This window comes from Nitrosospira briensis, assembly GCF_900115125.1.
GTDB lineage: Bacteria > Pseudomonadota > Gammaproteobacteria > Burkholderiales > Nitrosomonadaceae > Nitrosospira > Nitrosospira briensis_A.
The window spans coordinates 1-18844 of sequence record NZ_FOVJ01000002.1 but is presented as its reverse complement, the minus strand read 5'-3'; the positions used below and the strand labels follow the sequence as shown (position 1 = coordinate 18844).

Genomic DNA, 18844 nt, shown 5'->3' with positions numbered 1-18844 from the left:
GCGTTCAGGGCAGGCTGGCGGAATTTTCTTGCCGTCCTTCAAATGCCGTTCTCCAGGCATAGTCAGGCTACTTCTGACATATAAAAGTTGCGTAAGGGTTTCCCTTAGAAAAAAATCAGGGTTTCCCTAATGTACTAGGGCAGCGGACCGGATTAGGATGAAGCTACTTTCATTCTATTTGGGTTCACATCGTGAAAACAAAATCGGGAACATTCGTTGCGGTCTTGTCTGCACTTGGCCTATTGGCTTCCTGCGCACAAATGAGTCCTCTCGAAGCGCAGAATGAGCAGATTCACAAAGCGGAAAAGAATGCAAAAACTTATGTCGATCATGATAATCTGGCTAAGCAATATCAAAATGTCGCCAAGGAAATGCTGGTAAAGGCGGAGGAGCAAAAGAAATTGCTTCAGCATTATGAGGAAAAAAGTTATCTTTATGGTAGACAGGCACAAGATAAGCAATCGCACGCTTTGGCTTTAGTCCATAAATATGAGCAAACCGCGGAGAAGGATATAAAGCAGGCTGCTTTTCACCGGAAAATGGCGTCGGAACTTTCCAAGCGTGATTACGCCGTCCCCGCGGAAAAACAGAGTGAGCCTGGCCGCGAGAGCAATGTCAAGGCGGGATTTGATTCCAAAGATAAGATTTGAAGTAAAGCAGGACGCCAAACGAACATCAGCCAAGCCTTGCGGGCAAGGTTATCCGCGAGGCAGCTGGAGTTCAACACGCTCTACCCCCACTCCCGCATTTCTCACAGCATACAACGCACTTCCCGCCATCTCCGAATTTCCGGTGTTCATGGAAAGCCAGCAATACATGCTACCAGGCCGCAATCGGGGACAAATACGGATCATTCCCGCTACTTCCCCAAGCGCGGATCCTGATTGACTTCCGGCTCATTGGAGTTTTGGGCATCTTGACGCCTGAGGCTATGGTGCAGATTGACGGAACGCCACAACATGATCTGTTTCGAGCCTGATGCCGATCTTTTCCCCTATTGCGTGATTGTGATGGCTGGGTACCAGTGATAGCGCAATGCCGCCTCCGGGCAACCGCAGGGTATACATGATATCGGCACCACGAAAAGCCTTGTGCACCACGGCTGCACGAAGAGGGCTGTCATCGTCGTGCACTATGTCATCCGGACGGATCAGCACATCCACAGCATTTCCCTCCCGGCACAGTTGGCAGTCGGGGGTACATTGATGGGGGAGATCTCCCGCGAGCGTTCCGAGTTCGATTTCAACATGCTGCGAGTCGAGTATCTTGCCAGGGAGAAAAACGCCCTGTCCTATGAAATTTGCGACAAAGCGATTGGCCGGCCTGTGATAAAGGTTGTAGGCTACATCCCATTGCTGGATTTCCCCTTGATGCATGACACCGATTTCGTCGGCAATGGCAAAGGCTTCGTCCTGATCGTGCGTCACCAGAATAGCGGTGGCATTCTGGTTCTTCAAAATATCGCGCACTTCCAGGCTCAAACGTCCGCGCAAGGTTACGTCGAGATTTGAGAAGGGTTCATCCAGCAACAGCAAATCGGGCCGTGGCGCTAATGCTCGCGCTAGCGCCACGCGTTGTTGCTGGCCTCCCGACAGTTGATGCGGGTATTTGTCCGGCACCTCGGCAAGGCCAACGGTCTTGAGCATTTCCCCAACACGTGCCGCTCGCTCCGCTTTCTGCATGCGGTGCAGGCCAAAGCCAATGTTCGCCTGAACCGTGAGATGAGGAAACAATGCGTAATCCTGAAACACCATGCCTATGTGCCGGCGTTCCGGCGGCAAACAAAAACCCGCATTACTCATCACGGCGCCGTTGACTGAGATCTCTCCGGCTGAAACCGGCTCGAATCCCGCAATACAGCGCAGCACGGTAGTTTTACCGCATCCGCTCGGCCCCAGCAGACAACCTATGGCGCCTTTTTCCAGTTTTAGCGATAAATTATTTACTACCGTCTGTGTACCGTAGGCATGGCGGATATCCCGGAGCTCAAGTAGTGGGTTCATTGGGGAGCAGGCCAGGAATTATCTTTCGGTTTGCCGCACAAAGAATATCAGCGGGAGCAAACCCGCCAGCACCAGCGCTACCGCGGGCAGCGCGGCCTGCTCCCATTCTCCTTCCGAAGTCATTTCAAAGATCCGCACGGCCAGGGTATCCCAACCGAAAGGCCGAGTCATCAAGGTGATGGGCATTTCCTTCATTACGTCAACGAAGACGAGCGTGGCGGCAGTGAATATTCCGCTCTTCAGAATTGGCAGGTGTACGCAGCGCAGCGTTGCCCATCCGCTCGAACCCAGCCCCACTGCGGCCTCATCAATGCTGCTGGTGATACGCTGCATAGCGCTGTCGATGGGACTGTGGCTCACAGCGAGAAAACGGGTCATATAGGCCAGCAGCATAGTAGCGAGGGTACCCTGGATAAGTAGTCCCGTCTCTATATGAAATAACTGCATCGCAATTTCGCCCAGCCAGTTATCGAGCCAGGCTATCGGAATGAATACGCCGACAGCCAGAACAGCGCCGGGCAGGGCGTAGCCAACAGTGGAAATGTGTACGGCGGCACGGGTGGCGGGATCGGAATGCCGACGTGCTGCGTAGACCATGAGCAACGCGACCGTACAGGTAAGCGCAGTGGCAAAAACCGAGAGCAGCACCGAATGCCAGAGAAATTCCAGGTAGCGCTGATCGAAATCGCGAGCAAAAACGTGTGTCGCCCAAATGCTCAATTGCATGACGGGCAAAAGAAATGCAAAAAAAAGCGTGCCTGAGGCAAAACCGGCGATCATCCATGCCCGCCAACCGCTGATGGGGATCCGGTCGGCTCTGGCGCTCTGCCTGGTTTCGGCATAGCGCATGCGAGAACGAAAGTGTTGTTCCAGGATGATTATTGCAAAGACGATGACGATCAGCAACGAGGCGAGTTGAGAGGCGGCTGGCAAGGAAAACATTGCGAACCAGGCTTTATAGATGGCAGTGGTGAAGGTGTCATAATTGAAAACGGCAACCGTACCAAAGTCGGCCAACGTCTCCATCAACGCCAGCATTGTGCCACCGGCAATCCATGGGCGCGCCATGGGTAGTGTCAGCTTGAAAAAACCTTGTGTGCGACTAAAGCCCAGCGATTGCGCGGCCTCCAGCGAACGCTTGCCCTGCGTGATAAAGGCATTGCGCGCGAGCAGATATACGTAGGGATAAAATGCCAAGACCATGACAATGATTACGCCCAATCTGCTTCGCACATCCGGAAACCAGGAAAGGTCAGACTTCAGCCACGCGCGCAATGCCGTTTGCACGGGACCGATATAATCGAATAATCCCAGTGCTACGAACGCGGTGACATAAGCAGGAATGGCAAGCGGCAGGAAAAGCGCCCAGGAGAAGAATTTACGACCCGGAAATTCACACACCGCAGTGAACCAGGCCAGGCTTACCCCCAGCAGCGTCGCGCCAGCCGACACCCCTAGAGCCAGCCAGAATGTATTGATCAGCAGATCTGACAGCGTGGTTTCAACCAGATGTTGCCAGACATCTCCCGTTGGAGCGAAAAGCGACGACATGACCGTGCCAACCGGTATCAGCACCAGCGCGGCCACCAGAAAGGGGATCAGGCGCCAGCCTGATGAGGCTCGATAAGTGAAAGCCGAGAAGCTGAAAAAACCATTTCTCGTGCCTGCACTGTTTGCCGTTGGGTCAAGCGTTCCATCTTTCACACCGTTAACCTGAATCCGGCAGTTGGACGGGGTGGAGTGAGCGGTTTTTGGGGTGCAGGGCAAGGCGGATCGCGGAACTGCGCGACCGCGCAGGGCGTAGCCGTACCTTCCGGAGGAAGGTGCGACCCCGCAGCGGGATGCGGCGCCACAACGCGGCCGCGGCATCCCCTACGCTGCCCGATCCCTGCTTCCCAGAGCCCTCTCGTGCAACGCTTCGGCGCGCCCCATTCCAGGGAGCTGCAACGTAGTGATGCGCCGAAAAAACTATGCAATCCGCCCGGTACCGAGTTCACCAAAAAGCTAAAAGTCATGTGGCAAAAAAACGTCTATGAATCATGATACTGTTAAGCTGAAAAATAAGCGGTCAACTGCCGGAATTAGGTTTAGGCCCTATCGATAGCCTGCGCGGTCCATCAGTTTTACCGCTTCAGCCTGCAACTCTCCGGCTTTGTTCACGTTTATGGTGTTCTGTTTAAAGGTGCCCCAGGCGGCGACAGCAGGGTCGGGTTTTACCTCGGGATTGGCGGGATATTCCATGTTCACATCGGCGAAAAGGTTTTGTGCTTTCTCGGACGACAGAAATTCCAGCAACTTGACCGCAGCTTCTGGATGGGAAGCATATCGGGTCACGCCTGCACCCGAGATATTGACATGTACTCCGCTGCCTTCCTGGTTGGCCCAGAAAATTCCGAGCGGCAATGCAGGGTTCTTTGCCATCAAGCGGCCATAATAATAGGAGTTGGCGATCGTAACATCGCATCGGCCGGCAGCGACGAATTCCATCGCCTTGGTTTCGTCGGATAAGGGATCCACGGCCAGGTTGTCGACCCAGCCTTTCACGATTTTTTCAGTCTTGACCTCGCCGTGTTCAGCAATCATCATGGCCACCAGTGACTGGTTGTATACTTTCTTGGAAGTGCGCAGGCACAGCCGTCCCTTCCACTTGGGATCCGCCAGAGCTTCGTAAGTGGAAAGATCCGAGGGTTTCACTTTGTCAGTGTTGTATATAATAGTGCGAGCTCGCACCGATAAACCAAACCACTGTTTCTGAGGGTCTCGTAAATACGCGGGAATGTTTGTTTCAAGGGTTTTGGATTCGACGGGCCTCAACAGCCCTTCCCGGGCTGCTTCCCACAGGTTGCCTGCATCCGAGGTGATCAGCATGTCAGCAGGCGTATTCTTTCCTTCGGCCTTGAGACGCGCGAGTAACGGACCTTCTTTATCAGTAACGAATTTTACCGTGATGCCGGTATCTTTGGTGAAAGCGTCGAACATCGGCTTGATGAGTTGTTCGATCCGGGCGGAATAGACAACGACCTGGTCGGCGTGAGCTACGCTCGCGCCAAACAGCGTGACACAGCAAAGCATTGCGGTAAGATATTGGCTGAAGCGGAAGTTCGACATTGTTATTACTCCATAGCAGCGGAATCAATCAGACATATTATAAATGATAATAATTATCAGCAAAGCATCGCCCTAAATATACCATGGATAAACCACAATCGATTTCCTCTTATGACCGTCTTCAAGAGCTTCTGGCGATTCCCGAGCGGCAGCGTACCGAAGATCAGTGGGACGAGATCAACGAACTCGAGATTACCCTTACTCCCGTCAACCGGACGACAAATCCGGAGCGAAATGTTCGGCGTAAAGCACCCGCTGCGCCTGTGGAGCAGCTTAAGCCCCGTGATGGCGCGCACGGAAAGCGGCCGTTGAAAAAGCTTCGCAAGAGACCTAAGCCTGGTGCACCATAGCGGAGCCTGTCAGCTTCTTCAGCCTCGGTAACCGATAATCAACCAACCTTGATCGGGAGAAATATGCAGCTTACTACTACGCAAAGCATCGATGGAAAGCGCATCTCGAAATACTGCGGCGTCATTGCAGGCGAGGCAATACTCGGCGCCAACTTGTTCAAAGACCTCTTTGCGGGAATCCGCGATCTGGTGGGAGGACGATCCGCAACCTATGAGAAGGAGCTGCAGCGCGCGCGTGACATCGCGCTCGAAGAACTTCGGCAGCGCGCACAGGATCTGGGGGCAAATGCGGTGGTTGGTATCGACTTTGATTACGAGATAATGGGAAAGGATAACGGCATGCTGATGGTTTCGGCTAGCGGAACCGCGGTAATCGTCGAATAAGACTGCTCAGTCAATCATCGAGGTTGCGCAGGTTGTGACCTGACCGGTTGCGCGGCCGTGAGCCCTTTTATGCCGCCGCCGGCCTATGTGGCGGCGGATAAGACGGAGATCCCGGAGGTGCAGGGGAGGGGGCGCCTACCAGGGAACTGCCTGCCCATCGTAAGCGATGAATTTACCGGAGTCCGCCAAAGTGAGGCTGTTGATGACTTCCCGCATGCCGGACACACTCCGGGCGGTGGAGATCAACGCATTTGGCCCGCCCATATCGGTCTTAACCCATCCCGGATGTAACGCCACTGTAATGATTCCCGCGGGCTTCAGGTCGATGGCAAGCGTTTTGATAACCATATTCACCGCCGCCTTGCTGGACCGGTACATATAGCTGCCCCCTCCGCTGTTGTCCGCAATACTGCCCATCTTGCTGCTGATAGTGGCGATTGTCTTTTGACCACCTCGCCTGACTTGCAGCTGAAACGTTTGAGCCATCTTCAGGGTTGCCATGGTATTGATGCGAAACGCATGCGCCCAGTCCTCGTAATCCTTGTCATCAAAAGTCCCGCCTGCATGAGAACCGGTATAGATGCCGGCATTATTGAGAAGCAGATCAATGGGCTCGTCGGCCAAGGCCTGCGCCAGTTGCCCGATCTGGGCATGATCGCCGACATCGAGCCTGTGTATGATGACCTGGGCAGGATGCGTGCTTGCAAGCATGTTCAGCTCATCGGATTGTTCCGGGTTGCGCGCGCAAGCGAAAACACGCCAGCCGTCAGCGGCATATTGCCTGCATAATTCCAGCCCGATTCCGCGGCTGGCGCCCGTTATCAATGCGGTTTTCATATTTTCTCCTCATGGGCATGCCGGCGGGGCAGTTCCGCGACGCACTACGGGGCATACCCGGCCTCCCGATGCTATAAAGTAATATCAGGGGAACAAACATTCCTGATTATTATGTAGGGCAAGTCTAGCGAATGGCAACCGTATCAACAATAAAAAAGGAGCGAAAGATATGACTCAGCAGATTGCGTTGGTGACCGGAGCGTCCAGTGGGATCGGAAGGGCCACGGCGGAACTCCTCGCAAGAAATGGGTACTACGTATTTGCCGTGGCACGGCGCATGTACAGGCTGGAACAGATACGGTCCGATCACATTGAGCCCATCCAGCTGGACGTTATGGATGAAGAGGGCATTCACAGAACTATCAGGCACATTATATCGACCAAGGGGCGGATTGATTTGCTGGTAAATAATGCCGCATTCTGCCAATTAGGCGCTGTCGAATGCGTATCGATGGAAATTGCCCACAGGCAGTTCGAGGTTAACGTTTTCGGCTACGCACGATTCATGCAAGCAGTACTTCCGCATATGCGGGAGCAGAAATCAGGCTGTATTGTCAATATCGTTTCAATATTGAGCCGGATATCCGTCCCGGGTTTCGGCTGGTATTCAGCTTCGAAGTATGCCATTGAAGCGCTGACCGACGCTGTGCGCGGAGAGGTGATGGACTTCGGGATCGACGTTGTGCTCATTGCGCCTGGTTTGATAAAGACAGAATTCGTTCCCAATCAGTTAAGAACGCTAAAGGCTGTTGTACATCCGCCTGCCTACGAAAAACTTCTTGCCGGGGTACGTAATCTTCTCGCTGACGAACCCAAAGCCCCCGGTCCGGAAATCATCGCGAAGGCTGTAGTGGATGCTGTAAAGGCTTCTACTCGCCCGGTACGGCATGCTCTTCCTCTTGATTCCAAAATGGCCATCGCCGCCAGATGGCTGATGGGTGGCCGCCTCTTTGCCTGGGCAGTCCGGCTCCAAATGAAATTTTCCAGGCCATGACGCCGCACCCGTCAGTCGGGGGGGGACACTTCCTTCGATGATGAAAAGAGATCCCATGCAGCGATAAACAATGCTGCGATTACCGGACCAATTACGAAACCGTTGAGGCCGAAAAGAACCAGGCCGCCAAGCGTTGATATGAGGATCACGTAGTCGGGTATTTTGGTATCTCGTCCAACGAGTACGGGCCGTAAAAGATTATCGACGAGTCCGATCACAAACACGCCAAAGGCAATGAGCACGATGCCCTGCCACGTAGCCCCGGTAACCAGGAAATATATCGCTACCGGTACCCAGATCAGCCCGGCTCCAACGGCGGGTATGAGCGAAAGGAAGGCCATCACGAAGCCCCACAGCAATGCCCCCTGAATACCGAGAAGCGAAAATATCACGCCACCCAGTGCGCCCTGAATTGCAGCAACAACGACATTGCCCTTTACGGTAGCGCGAATGACAGTAGTGAATTTGCTGAACAAATGCCGCTTGTGCTCGGTGCTGAGCGGGATCGATTGCTTGATCTTCGATGAGAGCGCGGCGCCGTCGCGCAGCAGAAAAAAAAGCAAGTACAGCATGATTCCGAAACTGATGACAAACTCGAAAGTATTCTGGCCGATACTGAGGGCGTGCATCGCAATGAATTGGCTACCTTCCAGGACGCCGGTTGACAGCATTTCCTGCAGTTCGGAAATGTTTGTGAGTCCGGACTGATCCAGCAAATTGACCAGCCATGGGGGTAGGCCGCTTATGACCTGTTGAAAATAGGCGCCGAAATTCAATTCTCCAGACCGGATCCTCTGATAGACTGCGACCCCCTCCTGCAGCATTGAAGCCGTCATTACTATAACCGGAAGTATTACCGCGATCAGGCATATCAACAGTGTAGTGAGCGCGGCAAGGTTGGGGCGCCGCCTCGTCAATGCCAGCAGTTTGCGATAAAACGGCGTGAAAATGATGGCAAGGACTGAGCCCCAGAATACCGCACCGTAGAACGGCAGGAGAATCCATGCGAATGCCAGTGAGACAGCAATCAACATGAGCAGAAATGTTTTGCGTTGAAGCTCGGGGGTATTCATATCATCCTGAGGCTGAGGGTAAAACGAAAGCTTTCATCAGCTTGTAACCAATCCTACCTTAACTCGGCTAAAAGTAGGGCAGCGGTAACGAGAAAAAATGGAACTGTAATGGGTGCAGTTAAATTGCGAGCGTCAGAAATGATGATACAGGAGACAGGGTAAAAAATAGCGGAATACAGCCGATCGCGGTCCGTTAGCAGTAAGCGGGTGGTTTGAGAAAAGGGATTTTGACGCATGGGGACCGGGCACTTACGGCGGAGTGGGACCAGCGGCAATGCCACGGTCGAGGCTCAGTCAGTGAGCAGCCACCGCAGTTAATCCAGCCTGTGCGATTTGCGCATCCTCATTGGACCTTACACCGCTTACTCCCACAGCGCCGACAAACTGGCCTTTTACTACAATGGGTAAACCACCTTCGATAGGGAGCGTTCCCGGCAGGCCGAGATAACGCACGCGTCCGTCCGCAACGTGTTCTTCCCACACTTTCGTGGGGCGGCGAAACGCAATCGCTGCACGGGCTTTCTGAATCGCGACTTCAACGCTGCCGAACTGCGTATTGTCGAGCCGAAGCAGGTGAACAAGGTGGCCGCCGTCATCGACGATAGCAATTACTACCGGCCAATTGTTGCGTCTGGCTTCCGCTTCTGATGCTGCCGAGATGATTTTTGCGTCATCGAGAGTGAGACTGATTTTATTATTCATGAGAAATATGGGAGATTTAATTTCCACAAAAAAATAAAGCACGCCGGAAGCGTGCCTTATTCGGGTTGAAGCAAGAAGACTTACAGCAGCGGCACAACCAGCAAGGCAACGATATTCATGATCTTGATAAGCGGATTGATCGCAGGACCGGCTGTATCCTTGTAGGGATCCCCGACTGTATCGCCTGTGACGGCCGCCTTATGCGCCTCGGAGCCTTTTCCGCCAAAGTTGCCGTCTTCGATATACTTTTTCGCATTATCCCAGGCTCCGCCGCCGGCGGTCATGGAAATTGCCACGAAAATACCAGTGATGATCGCACCAATCAGGACGCCGCCCAAGGCCACCGGGCCAAGCAGAAGGCCGACCAGCAGGGGCACCGCTACGGGCAGCAATGACGGAACAACCATTTCCTTGATGGCCGCTCGTGTCACCATGTCCACCGCTCTGGAATAGTCCGGCTTGGCGGTGCCTTCCATGATTCCCGGTATTTCCCTGAACTGGCGGCGCACTTCCACTACCACCGATCCGGCAGCGCGGCCGACCGCTTCCATCGCCATGGCGCCAAACAGGTAAGGCACCATTCCGCCGAGAAACAAGCCGATGATCACCATGTGGTCGGACAAATCGAAGTTTACCAATTTGCCTCCAGAGGAGAGCGCATGGGTGTAATCCGCAAACAGCACCAGCGCGGCCAGGCCCGCGGAGCCGATAGCATAGCCTTTTGTCACCGCCTTGGTGGTGTTTCCCACGGCATCCAGAGGATCGGTGATATCACGTATCTCTGACGGCAAGCCCGCCATCTCCGCAATACCGCCGGCGTTATCCGTAATTGGGCCGTAAGCGTCGAGCGCCACAATGATCCCCGCCATAGACAGCATCGAGGTGGCAGCGATGGCAATGCCATATAGGCCGCCCAGCGTATAGGCGCTCCAGATGGAGAGACAAACGACCAGAACCGGGGCTGCGGTAGATTTCATGGAGACGCCCAAACCGGCGATCACATTCGTGCCGTGGCCGGTGCTGGACGCTTGCGCGATATGGCGGACCGGGGCATATTCCGTAGAGGTGTAATATTCGGTAATCCACACCATGGCGGCGGTCAGCACTAATCCGACCAATCCGGCAAGATACAGATTCATCGATGAAACCAGCCTGCCCTCGATCATTACACCCTCGCCCAGCATCGTCGTCGTGATGGGGTAATAGACGATCGCAGCGAGCACACCGGCTACCGCCAGCCCGCGATAGAGCGCGTTCATGATCTTTCCGCCTTCTCGTGCCTTGACGAAGTAGCAACCGATGATGGAGGCGATAATGGAAAAACCGCCTAGCACCAGCGGATAAAGAACTGCATTCGGACCTGCGTCTGTAATCAGCAATCCGCCCAGCAGCATTGTCGCAATGATGGTTACGGCATAAGTCTCGAACAAATCGGCAGCCATCCCTGCACAATCGCCTACATTGTCCCCGACGTTATCCGCGATTACCGCCGGATTGCGTGGATCATCCTCGGGAATACCGGCTTCAACCTTGCCTACAAGGTCGGCGCCAACGTCTGCGCCCTTGGTGAAAATACCGCCCCCGAGCCGGGCAAAGATGGAAATCAGCGAGCTACCGAAAGCGAGCCCAACCAGAGCGTGGGTTGCATCCGATTCTGTCGCGCCCAGGCCCGCCGTAAGAAAAGCGTAGTAACCGGCAACTCCCAGGAGCCCCAAGCCCACCACCAGCATGCCGGTGATCGCGCCACCCCTGAATGCAACGTTCAGCGCGGCATTCAAGCCTTCTCTGGCAGCTTCCGCCGTGCGTACATTGGCTCGCACCGATACATTCATGCCGATATAGCCGGTCAATCCCGATAAAATCGCACCGATGGCGAACCCGACGGCAGTTTGCCAGCCCAGGGCCATGAAAATTGCCACCAGCAGAATCACGCCAACGATGCCTATGGTCGTGTATTGCCGATTCAGGTAAGCGGAAGCGCCCTCTTGAATGGCAGTGGCAATTTCGCGCATGCGTTCGTTGCCGGTTGGCAAAGCCAAAATCCATTTTATTGAAACCACCCCATACAGGAGTGCCGCCATCGCGCAACCAATTGCGATGATTAGACCAGTACTCATTTAAATCTCCAGTTAAAGTCGGCCACCGGAAAACAAATACAAAATTCGAATCTCATGATTCCTCATTAAGTATTGGGTACCCGTGGGTGAATCCGAACGCCAGGTAACAGTTAGTGTATGTAATGCATTACGCGGGACTGAAGCGTCAAATCTTGAAATCACCCAGTTTTTTCGCCACTGCCACGTTCTTCAACCGCACATAGTCCGGCAGGCCATCCTTATAGGGTGGATAGTCTTCACCCCCGATGAGCGGTGCAAGATATTCGCGGCATTTTTCGGTAATGCCAAAGCCATCCTCGGCAATGAAGTCCTCAGGCATCATTTTTTCAACATTCGCGACGTCCGAAAGCTGGGCCATGCCCACTTTCCACTCGTAAGGCGTGCTGGAAATGCGTTCAATGGTCGGCATAACAGAGTTATGTCCTTGAACGGCGAATTCCACTGCCGCCTGGCCCATTGCATAAGCCTGCTCAACGTCGGTTTTGGAGGCGATATGACGCGCCGCACGCTGCAGATAGTCCGCTACTCCCCAATGGTATTTAAGCCCGAGGCCTTCCCTGACGATATTTGCCACGACCGGCGCTACTCCACCCAGTTGGGCATGACCAAAAGCATCACGTATTCCCTGGTCGGAAAGAAATTTTCCGTCATCTCCTTTCACACCTTCGGACACCACCACCGAGCAGTAGCCAAATTTCTTTACATAACTGTCCACCTTGGCAAGAAACTTCTCTTTGTTGAAATTGATTTCGGGGAAGAGAATGACGATGGGAATTTCACGATCGGGACTGGAGGCAAGGCCACCCGCCGCCGCGATCCATCCCGCGTGGCGTCCCATTACTTCAAGTACGAACACTTTGGTCGACGTTGCCGACATGCTGGCTACATCAAAGCTCGCTTCCAGCGTTGATACGGCGATGTATTTCGCTACTGAACCGAAGCCAGGGCAGCAGTCTGTGATGGGCAGATCGTTATCGACAGTTTTTGGCACATGGATGGCCTGGATGGGATAGCCCAGCGTACCGGAAAGTTGGGATACCTTGAGGCAGGTATCCGCTGAATCGCCCCCGCCGTTATAAAAGAAAAACCCGATGTCATGGGCTTTGAATACTTCAATCAGGCGCTCGTATTCCCGCCTGTTCTGTTCAAGGCTTTTCAGCTTGTAGCGGCAGGAACCGAATGCGCCGGATGGAGTGTGGCGCAGCCCGCTAATTGCTGTAGCGGAATCCTGCCCGGTATCGATCAGGTCTTCAGTAAGCGCGCCGATGATCCCGTTACGGCCCGCGTAAACCTTGCCTATCTTTCCCTCGTGCTTGCGCGCCGTTTCGATAACCCCAGCGGCAGAGGCATTAATGACGGCGGTGACGCCGCCGGATTGAGCATAAAAAGCATTTTTTGCTGCCATGTTTCTCCCCTGATTATCTAAATCCTGTTTGTCTTCTGACGGCATATACGCTCGCGCGCTTCACCCGTGGCGCCAGCGCAATAATTCACACGGCAACATTGAAGCTTCTGCCGCTGCGTGTTGCTCTGTTCGCGAATTAAAACAAAAAGGCGGTGATACCACGAAGCCTGAGCCCGCCGGGAGCTGGGTTGAAGTTACTGCAGTGACGCGAAAATGGCGTCGCGGATATTTTCCATCGAACCGGTCCCCGCTATTTTCACAAATGTGGGGGCGCCCTTTCCGCCATTAGCTGACCATCTGGCATAGTATTCTACCAATGGTTTAGTCTGGGCATGATAAATTTCGAGCCGCTTTCTTATAGTTTCCTCCTTATCATCGTCCCGCTGGATCAGCGGTTCGCTGGTTATGTCGTCCCTGCCATCCATTTTCGGCGGATTGAACGTCATGTGATAAATACGACCTGAAGCCGGGTGCATGCGCCGGCCCGACAAACGCCGGATAATTTCTTCATCTGACACGTCGATCTCGATGACGAACTTGATTGGCACGCCGGCGGCCTTCATTGCATCCGCCTGGGGAATGGTACGAGGAAAACCGTCAAAGAGAAAACCTTGCCGGCAGTCTGGCTGCGCAATGCGTGCTTTGACCAGATTGATGATGATTTCATCAGAAACAAGCCCGCCTTCATCCATGATCTTCTTGGCCATGATCCCCAGGTCGGTACCGGCCTTGACCGCAGCGCGCAGCATGTCTCCAGTTGAAATCTGCGGAATGCCGAAACGCTCCTTGATGAAGTTCGCTTGTGTCCCTTTTCCCGCGCCAGGGCCGCCCAACAGAACGATAATGATTATTTCCCCTTTCCAGATAAAGCTCCCACTGATTTGACCAGGAGCTAGAGGATTCGAATAGTTCGGCATTATAGCGCAGCCAGGCGCGATGCTCGAACTTTTTACTCCATCTCGGGATCGGGAAACCGTGGGTCAGATAGGTGACGGTCTTTAACCATTTCGACTACCGTGATCACTCCCCCGAGGCCATTTTGATAACGGGAGAGTTGCAATGTCCGTGAGTGCAAAGGAAACAGGTGTGATTGGCCGCGTGGAGAAGCGAACAATCGAGATTGTGGATTACGTAAATTGGTGGCTCAAACATGGGCGGACACGAATGCCTATGCGGGGGCGAAATCCGAGGTCATTTCGAACGCATTAAAAATTCCTCGTAAGTCATGATGGCCTGATCCGGATGCCTGTAACGCATATGCTCGGCGTAAGCGCTGTATTCAGGTACACCCACCATCAGCCGCAGGCTTTGTGCGACAAAACCCAGGCTTTTCTTGAACGTCATGGATAACATTCGGACATCTCCTTACTTTTCTTTTGAAAAAATCGTTCTGATGCCGAAAAGCAGGATGCTGATCAGTACCAGCATGAACATGGCGGTGAGCGATGCATTGACGTGATCATTAAAAACGACCTGTTGCATCTGCGCGGCGGATTTTGCTGGGGCAAGCAGGACCTCCTCCGCGATGGCCGTCGTATATGAATCAGCATGCGCAAGGAAACCGATGCGTGGATTGGCGTGGAAAATCTTCTGCCAGGCGGCGGTAAGCGTGCACACGATGACCCATGTGGCGGGGATGATCGTGACCCATGCAAAACGGCCGCGTTTGGTCTTGAACAGCACGCAAGTGCAGAGGATCAGCGCAATGCCTGCGAGCATCTGGTTGGCGATGCCAAACAGCGGCCACAAGGTGTTGATTCCTCCCAAGGGGTCGATTACGCCTTGGTAGAGGAAATATCCCCAGCCGCCCACACATATTCCCGTTGCGATCAGGCTGGCACCGAGCGAGTCAATGCGCTTCATAGCCGGAATGAAGCTTCCCAGCAGGTCCTGCAGCATGAAACGTCCCACGCGCGTACCAGCGTCTATCGCGGTCAGGATGAATAGCGCCTCGAACAGGATGGCGAAGTGATACCAGAACGCCATCAAACTCCTTCCACCCATCACATCTGACTGGATTTGCGCCATGCCTACCGCGAACGTGGGCGCACCGCCGGTGCGAGAGATAATGGAATGTTCGCCAACGTCCTTTGCGGTTTGGGTAATCATCTCCGGCGTGACGTAAAAACCCCATTGCGATATGGTTTGCGCTGCTGATTCAGCAGTAGTGCCGATGATCGCGGCTGGGCTGTTCATGGCAAAGTACACCCCGGGTTCCAGGCTGGCGGCCGCAACCAGAGCCATAATCGCTACAAAGGACTCTGTCAGCATTGCCCCGTAGCCGATGAAGCGCGCATCTGCTTCCTGCGCGAGCATCTTCGGCGTGGTACCAGACGAAATCAGGGAGTGGAAGCCAGATATCGCCCCGCAGGCGATGGTAATGAAGAGGAAGGGAAACAGGCTCCCCGACCAAACTGGGCCCGACCCATCGGTAAATTGCGTGAAGGCCGGCATTTTGAGTTCCGGGGAAATGAAGAGCACGCCGATCGCAAGCCCGAGAATGGTACCGATCTTGAGGAAGGTGGACAGGTAATCCCGGGGTGCAAGCAACAGCCACACGGGCAGGACTGAAGCAATGAAGCCATAGCCGATCAGGAGCCAGGTGAGTTGTTCGCCAGTGAGAGTGAACAGGGCAGCCAGCGAGGGAATGTCCTGCACATTCTGGCCACCCACTATCGCGAGCATGAGCAGGATAAAGCCAATCAATGAGACTTCGCCGATGGATCCGGGACGGAAGTAGCGGGCGTAAACGCCCATGAAAAGCGCGATTGGAATCGTGGCGGCAACGGTAAAGGTGCCCCACGGCGATTCGGCCAGTGCTTTGACGACGATCAATGCGAGGACCGCCAGGAGAATCAGCATGATGAAGAAGGTGCCAAACAAGGCGATCATGCCGGGTATCTGCCCGAGTTCGGACTTGATCAGATCACCCAGCGAGCGGCCATCACGGCGAGTGGAAATGAACAGCACCGTGAAGTCTTGTACTGCCCCCCCAAAGACCACGCCACCCAGCAGCCACAGCATGCCTGGCATGTAACCCATCTGGGCGGCCAATATGGGACCGACCAAGGGGCCTGCCCCGGCGATTGCGGCAAAATGATGGCCGAACAGGACATATTTGTTTGTGGGCACGTAATCCAGCCCATCGTTGAATTTATGGGCGGGCGTCACGCGCGTTGGGTCGAGCCTCAATACGCGCTCTGCAATAAAACGGCTGTAGAGACGGTAAGCGATTGTGTAAACGCAGAGAGCGGCAATGACAATCCAGACGGCACCAATTGGTTCTCCCCGCCGCAGGGCAATGACAGCAAATGCCGATGCGCCAATCAGCGCTAGCATAAACCAGCCACCCTTCCTTATTAAATGAGCCATTTCTTTCTCCGACAATTCGTTTGATACTCGAAGTTTTTTTGAAAGCTCCGTTTAGCTCTTCTAGCTAGCTATTAGTGGGCCACAAGGAAGAAAGGAGAAAAATGGCGCTTAGGGTAGGGAGACTCATCAAAATGATGATGCGAGAAATAAAACCGCTCGATATAGTTACACCATGAACCTTCGTCAAAAAATTATCCTGTTTGCGGTTCTGCCGATGGTGCTGGCGTTATGTGCGATCGCGCTGACAGTACGCCACCATGCAATATCGTTGTCCCAACAGCAGCGGGAGGTTATCAAGCCGGCCTATCTCGCCATGAAGGATGCCGAACTAAAAAATTACGTGGAATTTGCGATGCGAGCGATCTCGCATCTCCATGAATCAGGCAGAACGGATGCTGAGGCCTGGGAGGAAGCCAAGGCCATTCTGGAGAAGATGGATGATGGGAAGGATAGCTATCTATTTCTGTATGGCCTTGACGGGACGCTATTGGTGCATCCGAAGCAGAGAGAATCGGTGGGAGAGAACATGTGGAATTTTCAGGATCCTGCAGGAAAATTCCTTATCCAGGATCTGATCCGCATTGCACGGTCGGGGGGTGGCTTTGAAGACTATGTCTGGCCCAAATACTCTACAGGAAGCTTGGATCCTAAACCCAAGCGAGCTTACGTGATTGAGGTACCAAACTGGGGCTGGATGCTCGGTACCGGGGTTTACGTCGATGATATAGACAATGCACTGTCAGAGATTGATTCACGAGTATCCCGCAACATTGAGGATACGATGCTCTGGATTGCAGGAATTGCATTCCTCGCGACCGTTGTAATATTCCTGGGCCTGTTGCGCAACATCAGGGAGCGAACTGTATTAGACGATCGGCTCAGTGAAGCGAACAGTAACCTTGCGGCATTGACGCAGCGATTAATAGATGCACGAGCGGAGGAAGAAAAGAGAATTAAATACGTGCATGGTGGCATTCAATCGATGCTGACAGCGATAAAAGTGAATATCGAAGCTGGCGTGAGGGCCTTGCCGCAGACCCCGGGATCAGAAAAGGAGTCTGCCCCCTTTAGCTCGGCAGCCAAGCAACTCGGTGGTGTCCTTGGTGACCTGCGTAAAATAGTGAAGGGCATTTTTATCATCGATCCTAACCTTCCCTTGAGCGATCAGTTAAATAAACTGACTCTCGACATGTCCACTGTAGCCACACCAATCGAATTCAATACAGTCGGCGAAATAGAATATTTACCTTTGGAGGTCAAGGAAACTCTTTTTATGAGCGCAAAGACGGCGCTTGAAAATATTATCAAGCACGCGGGAGCCAGCCGCGCATCGGTACTTCTCGAGGGCACTGCAAGTTGCGTGAAGATGGAAATTCGTGACAATGGAAAAGGCTTTGATTTAAGGCTTGTTTACAGCAATCCCAATTCGGGTATCGGTTTGCGCAGCATGAAGGAGGACCTGAAGGTCGTCGGCGGAAAACTAGCCGTTACTTCTTCTCCATCTGATGGTACGCGTCTGGTCGCTACCGTTCCTTATCCTTAAATTTCTTTATATCGCTGGCCCTATCATGCCTAATCGAGAGTCTGTCAACATAATGATCGTCGATGATCATCCATTGCTTGTTAAGGGGCTGTCTGACGCCCTGCAAGTCGAACGCGATTTTAATGTAGTGGCTGCAGCCGGAACGTTAGCTGAAGCACGCGATCTCGCACAGTGCAATGCCCTCCATCTGGTAATAATCGATCTTTTTCTACCTGACGGAAATGGCATCAATCTGGTGAGGGAGTTCGGCACCCTCTACCCTGACCTGCCTCTTCTGATCTACACCAGCGACAACGATCCCAGGCATGTGACAGAGGCCAGGAATGCAGGAGTGAGGGGGTATTTGTTGAAAGGTACGGAACTTGAGAAATTAATTCTGGCGATTGAGGTTGTATTAGCTGGCGGGTTTTACCGCGATCCCAATTTGCCAAAAATAAAAGTGATAGACCCACTGCCCGCGCCGGAATTGACCCCAACCGAAGATAAGGTGATGCGAAGGTTCGCGAGGTGGATGACTAACAAGGAGATCAGCGAAGAGCTCAAAATAAAATTGGTTACTGTGAGAAGCCATCGCAATAATATTATGTGGAAGCTCGGTTTATATAATACGCCTCAGCTTTATCGAGAGGCCATAAAACGACATGGCAACCCCGATGACCCCAATTATATTTGGGTTGATCTATAAGTCCATGCAGCTCCCCACCAAGCAGAGCTTTAGTGGGAGTAGGGCATTTTCGTATATGCAAAAATAAATAGCCGAAGTCTCCAGGGGCAAGAGGTTAAACGCGGGTAAAGGGTTTTTACCCCGACTTCACGGACACATCTAAAAAGGCTGATAATGAGTCAGGAGGTGTGTCATGGCAACACGAAGAAAATACGCTACGGAGTTCAAGCGGGAAGCGGTACAGCTAGTTAGGTCCAGTAGTCAGCCGGCAAGTCAGATTGCACGTGATCTG

17 protein-coding genes are annotated in these 18844 nt (G+C 53.4%); 6 read left to right on the top strand and 11 right to left on the bottom strand.

All coding sequences use genetic code 11. From position 1 onward, the window contains the following. Positions 1-191 precede the first annotated feature (191 nt). The gene (locus BMZ14_RS05530; protein WP_074795651.1) at positions 192-650 is read left to right on the top strand and encodes a hypothetical protein; all 459 of its coding nucleotides are present in this window, start codon (positions 192-194) and stop codon (positions 648-650) included. Between the two features lie 279 nt (positions 651-929). Here the strand turns inward: BMZ14_RS05530 and BMZ14_RS05525 are convergent, their stop codons facing one another. From BMZ14_RS05525 to BMZ14_RS05515, 3 genes are all read right to left on the bottom strand, one after another. Then, the gene (locus BMZ14_RS05525) at positions 930-2003 is read right to left on the bottom strand and encodes an ABC transporter ATP-binding protein (RefSeq protein ID WP_074795649.1); all 1074 of its coding nucleotides are present in this window, start codon (positions 2001-2003) and stop codon (positions 930-932) included. 18 nt (positions 2004-2021) lie between these two features. Next, on the bottom strand, positions 2022-3707 hold the full coding sequence (locus tag BMZ14_RS05520; RefSeq protein ID WP_083396707.1) for an ABC transporter permease: 1686 nt from the start codon (positions 3705-3707) through the stop codon (positions 2022-2024). Positions 3708-4097: 390 nt separating this feature from the next. Continuing rightward, positions 4098-5111 carry a Fe(3+) ABC transporter substrate-binding protein gene (locus tag BMZ14_RS05515; protein WP_083396673.1) on the bottom strand — a complete coding sequence of 338 codons (1014 nt, stop codon included), beginning with the start codon at positions 5109-5111 and terminating at the stop codon, positions 4098-4100. 83 nt (positions 5112-5194) lie between these two features. Here BMZ14_RS05515 and BMZ14_RS05510 point away from each other — a divergent pair, with 83 nt between their 5' ends. Beyond that, positions 5195-5461 (top strand): hypothetical protein, encoded by a 267-nt coding sequence (locus BMZ14_RS05510; RefSeq protein ID WP_074795647.1) that lies wholly within the window; start codon positions 5195-5197, stop codon positions 5459-5461. A gap of 63 nt (positions 5462-5524) precedes the next feature. Further along, positions 5525-5845, top strand: coding sequence for a heavy metal-binding domain-containing protein (locus BMZ14_RS05505; RefSeq protein WP_074795645.1), 321 nt, complete (start codon positions 5525-5527; stop codon positions 5843-5845). Positions 5846-5980: 135 nt separating this feature from the next. Here the strand turns inward: BMZ14_RS05505 and BMZ14_RS05500 are convergent, their stop codons facing one another. Further along, positions 5981-6682 carry an SDR family oxidoreductase gene (locus BMZ14_RS05500; protein WP_074795643.1) on the bottom strand — a complete coding sequence of 234 codons (702 nt, stop codon included), beginning with the start codon at positions 6680-6682 and terminating at the stop codon, positions 5981-5983. A gap of 169 nt (positions 6683-6851) precedes the next feature. Between BMZ14_RS05500 and BMZ14_RS05495 the strand changes: the two genes are divergently transcribed. Further along, positions 6852-7676, top strand: a complete 825-nt coding sequence (locus BMZ14_RS05495) for an SDR family NAD(P)-dependent oxidoreductase (protein WP_074795641.1) — start codon at positions 6852-6854, stop codon at positions 7674-7676. Between the two features lie 11 nt (positions 7677-7687). Here the strand turns inward: BMZ14_RS05495 and BMZ14_RS05490 are convergent, their stop codons facing one another. From BMZ14_RS05490 to BMZ14_RS05460, 7 genes are all read right to left on the bottom strand, one after another. Next, entirely contained in the window at positions 7688-8749 is a 1062-nt protein-coding gene (locus BMZ14_RS05490) for an AI-2E family transporter (RefSeq protein ID WP_074795639.1), read from the bottom strand. A gap of 294 nt (positions 8750-9043) precedes the next feature. Beyond that, entirely contained in the window at positions 9044-9451 is a 408-nt protein-coding gene (locus BMZ14_RS05485; protein ID WP_074795637.1) for a GlcG/HbpS family heme-binding protein, read from the bottom strand. Positions 9452-9531: 80 nt separating this feature from the next. Continuing rightward, complete coding sequence (locus BMZ14_RS05480; RefSeq protein WP_074795635.1) at positions 9532-11568, bottom strand: sodium-translocating pyrophosphatase; 2037 nt, start codon at positions 11566-11568, stop codon at positions 9532-9534. A gap of 145 nt (positions 11569-11713) precedes the next feature. Further along, entirely contained in the window at positions 11714-12973 is a 1260-nt protein-coding gene (locus BMZ14_RS05475) for a 6-phosphofructokinase (protein WP_074795633.1), read from the bottom strand. A 194-nt stretch (positions 12974-13167) separates the two neighbouring features. Continuing rightward, positions 13168-13821: an adenylate kinase gene (adk, locus tag BMZ14_RS05470; protein ID WP_074796468.1), complete on the bottom strand. Its 654-nt coding sequence runs from the start codon at positions 13819-13821 to the stop codon at positions 13168-13170. A 343-nt stretch (positions 13822-14164) separates the two neighbouring features. Continuing rightward, the gene (locus tag BMZ14_RS05465) at positions 14165-14326 is read right to left on the bottom strand and encodes a CstA-like transporter-associated (seleno)protein (RefSeq protein ID WP_083396672.1); all 162 of its coding nucleotides are present in this window, start codon (positions 14324-14326) and stop codon (positions 14165-14167) included. Positions 14327-14338: 12 nt separating this feature from the next. Beyond that, positions 14339-16345: a carbon starvation CstA family protein gene (locus tag BMZ14_RS05460; RefSeq protein WP_074795631.1), complete on the bottom strand. Its 2007-nt coding sequence runs from the start codon at positions 16343-16345 to the stop codon at positions 14339-14341. A 214-nt stretch (positions 16346-16559) separates the two neighbouring features. Between BMZ14_RS05460 and BMZ14_RS05455 the strand changes: the two genes are divergently transcribed. Further along, entirely contained in the window at positions 16560-17888 is a 1329-nt protein-coding gene (locus tag BMZ14_RS05455) for a cache domain-containing protein (protein ID WP_177186919.1), read from the top strand. Between the two features lie 25 nt (positions 17889-17913). Continuing rightward, a complete protein-coding gene (locus BMZ14_RS05450) occupies positions 17914-18573 on the top strand; it encodes a response regulator transcription factor (protein ID WP_177186918.1) in 660 nt (219 codons plus the stop codon). Positions 18574-18844: the final 271 nt, after the last annotated feature.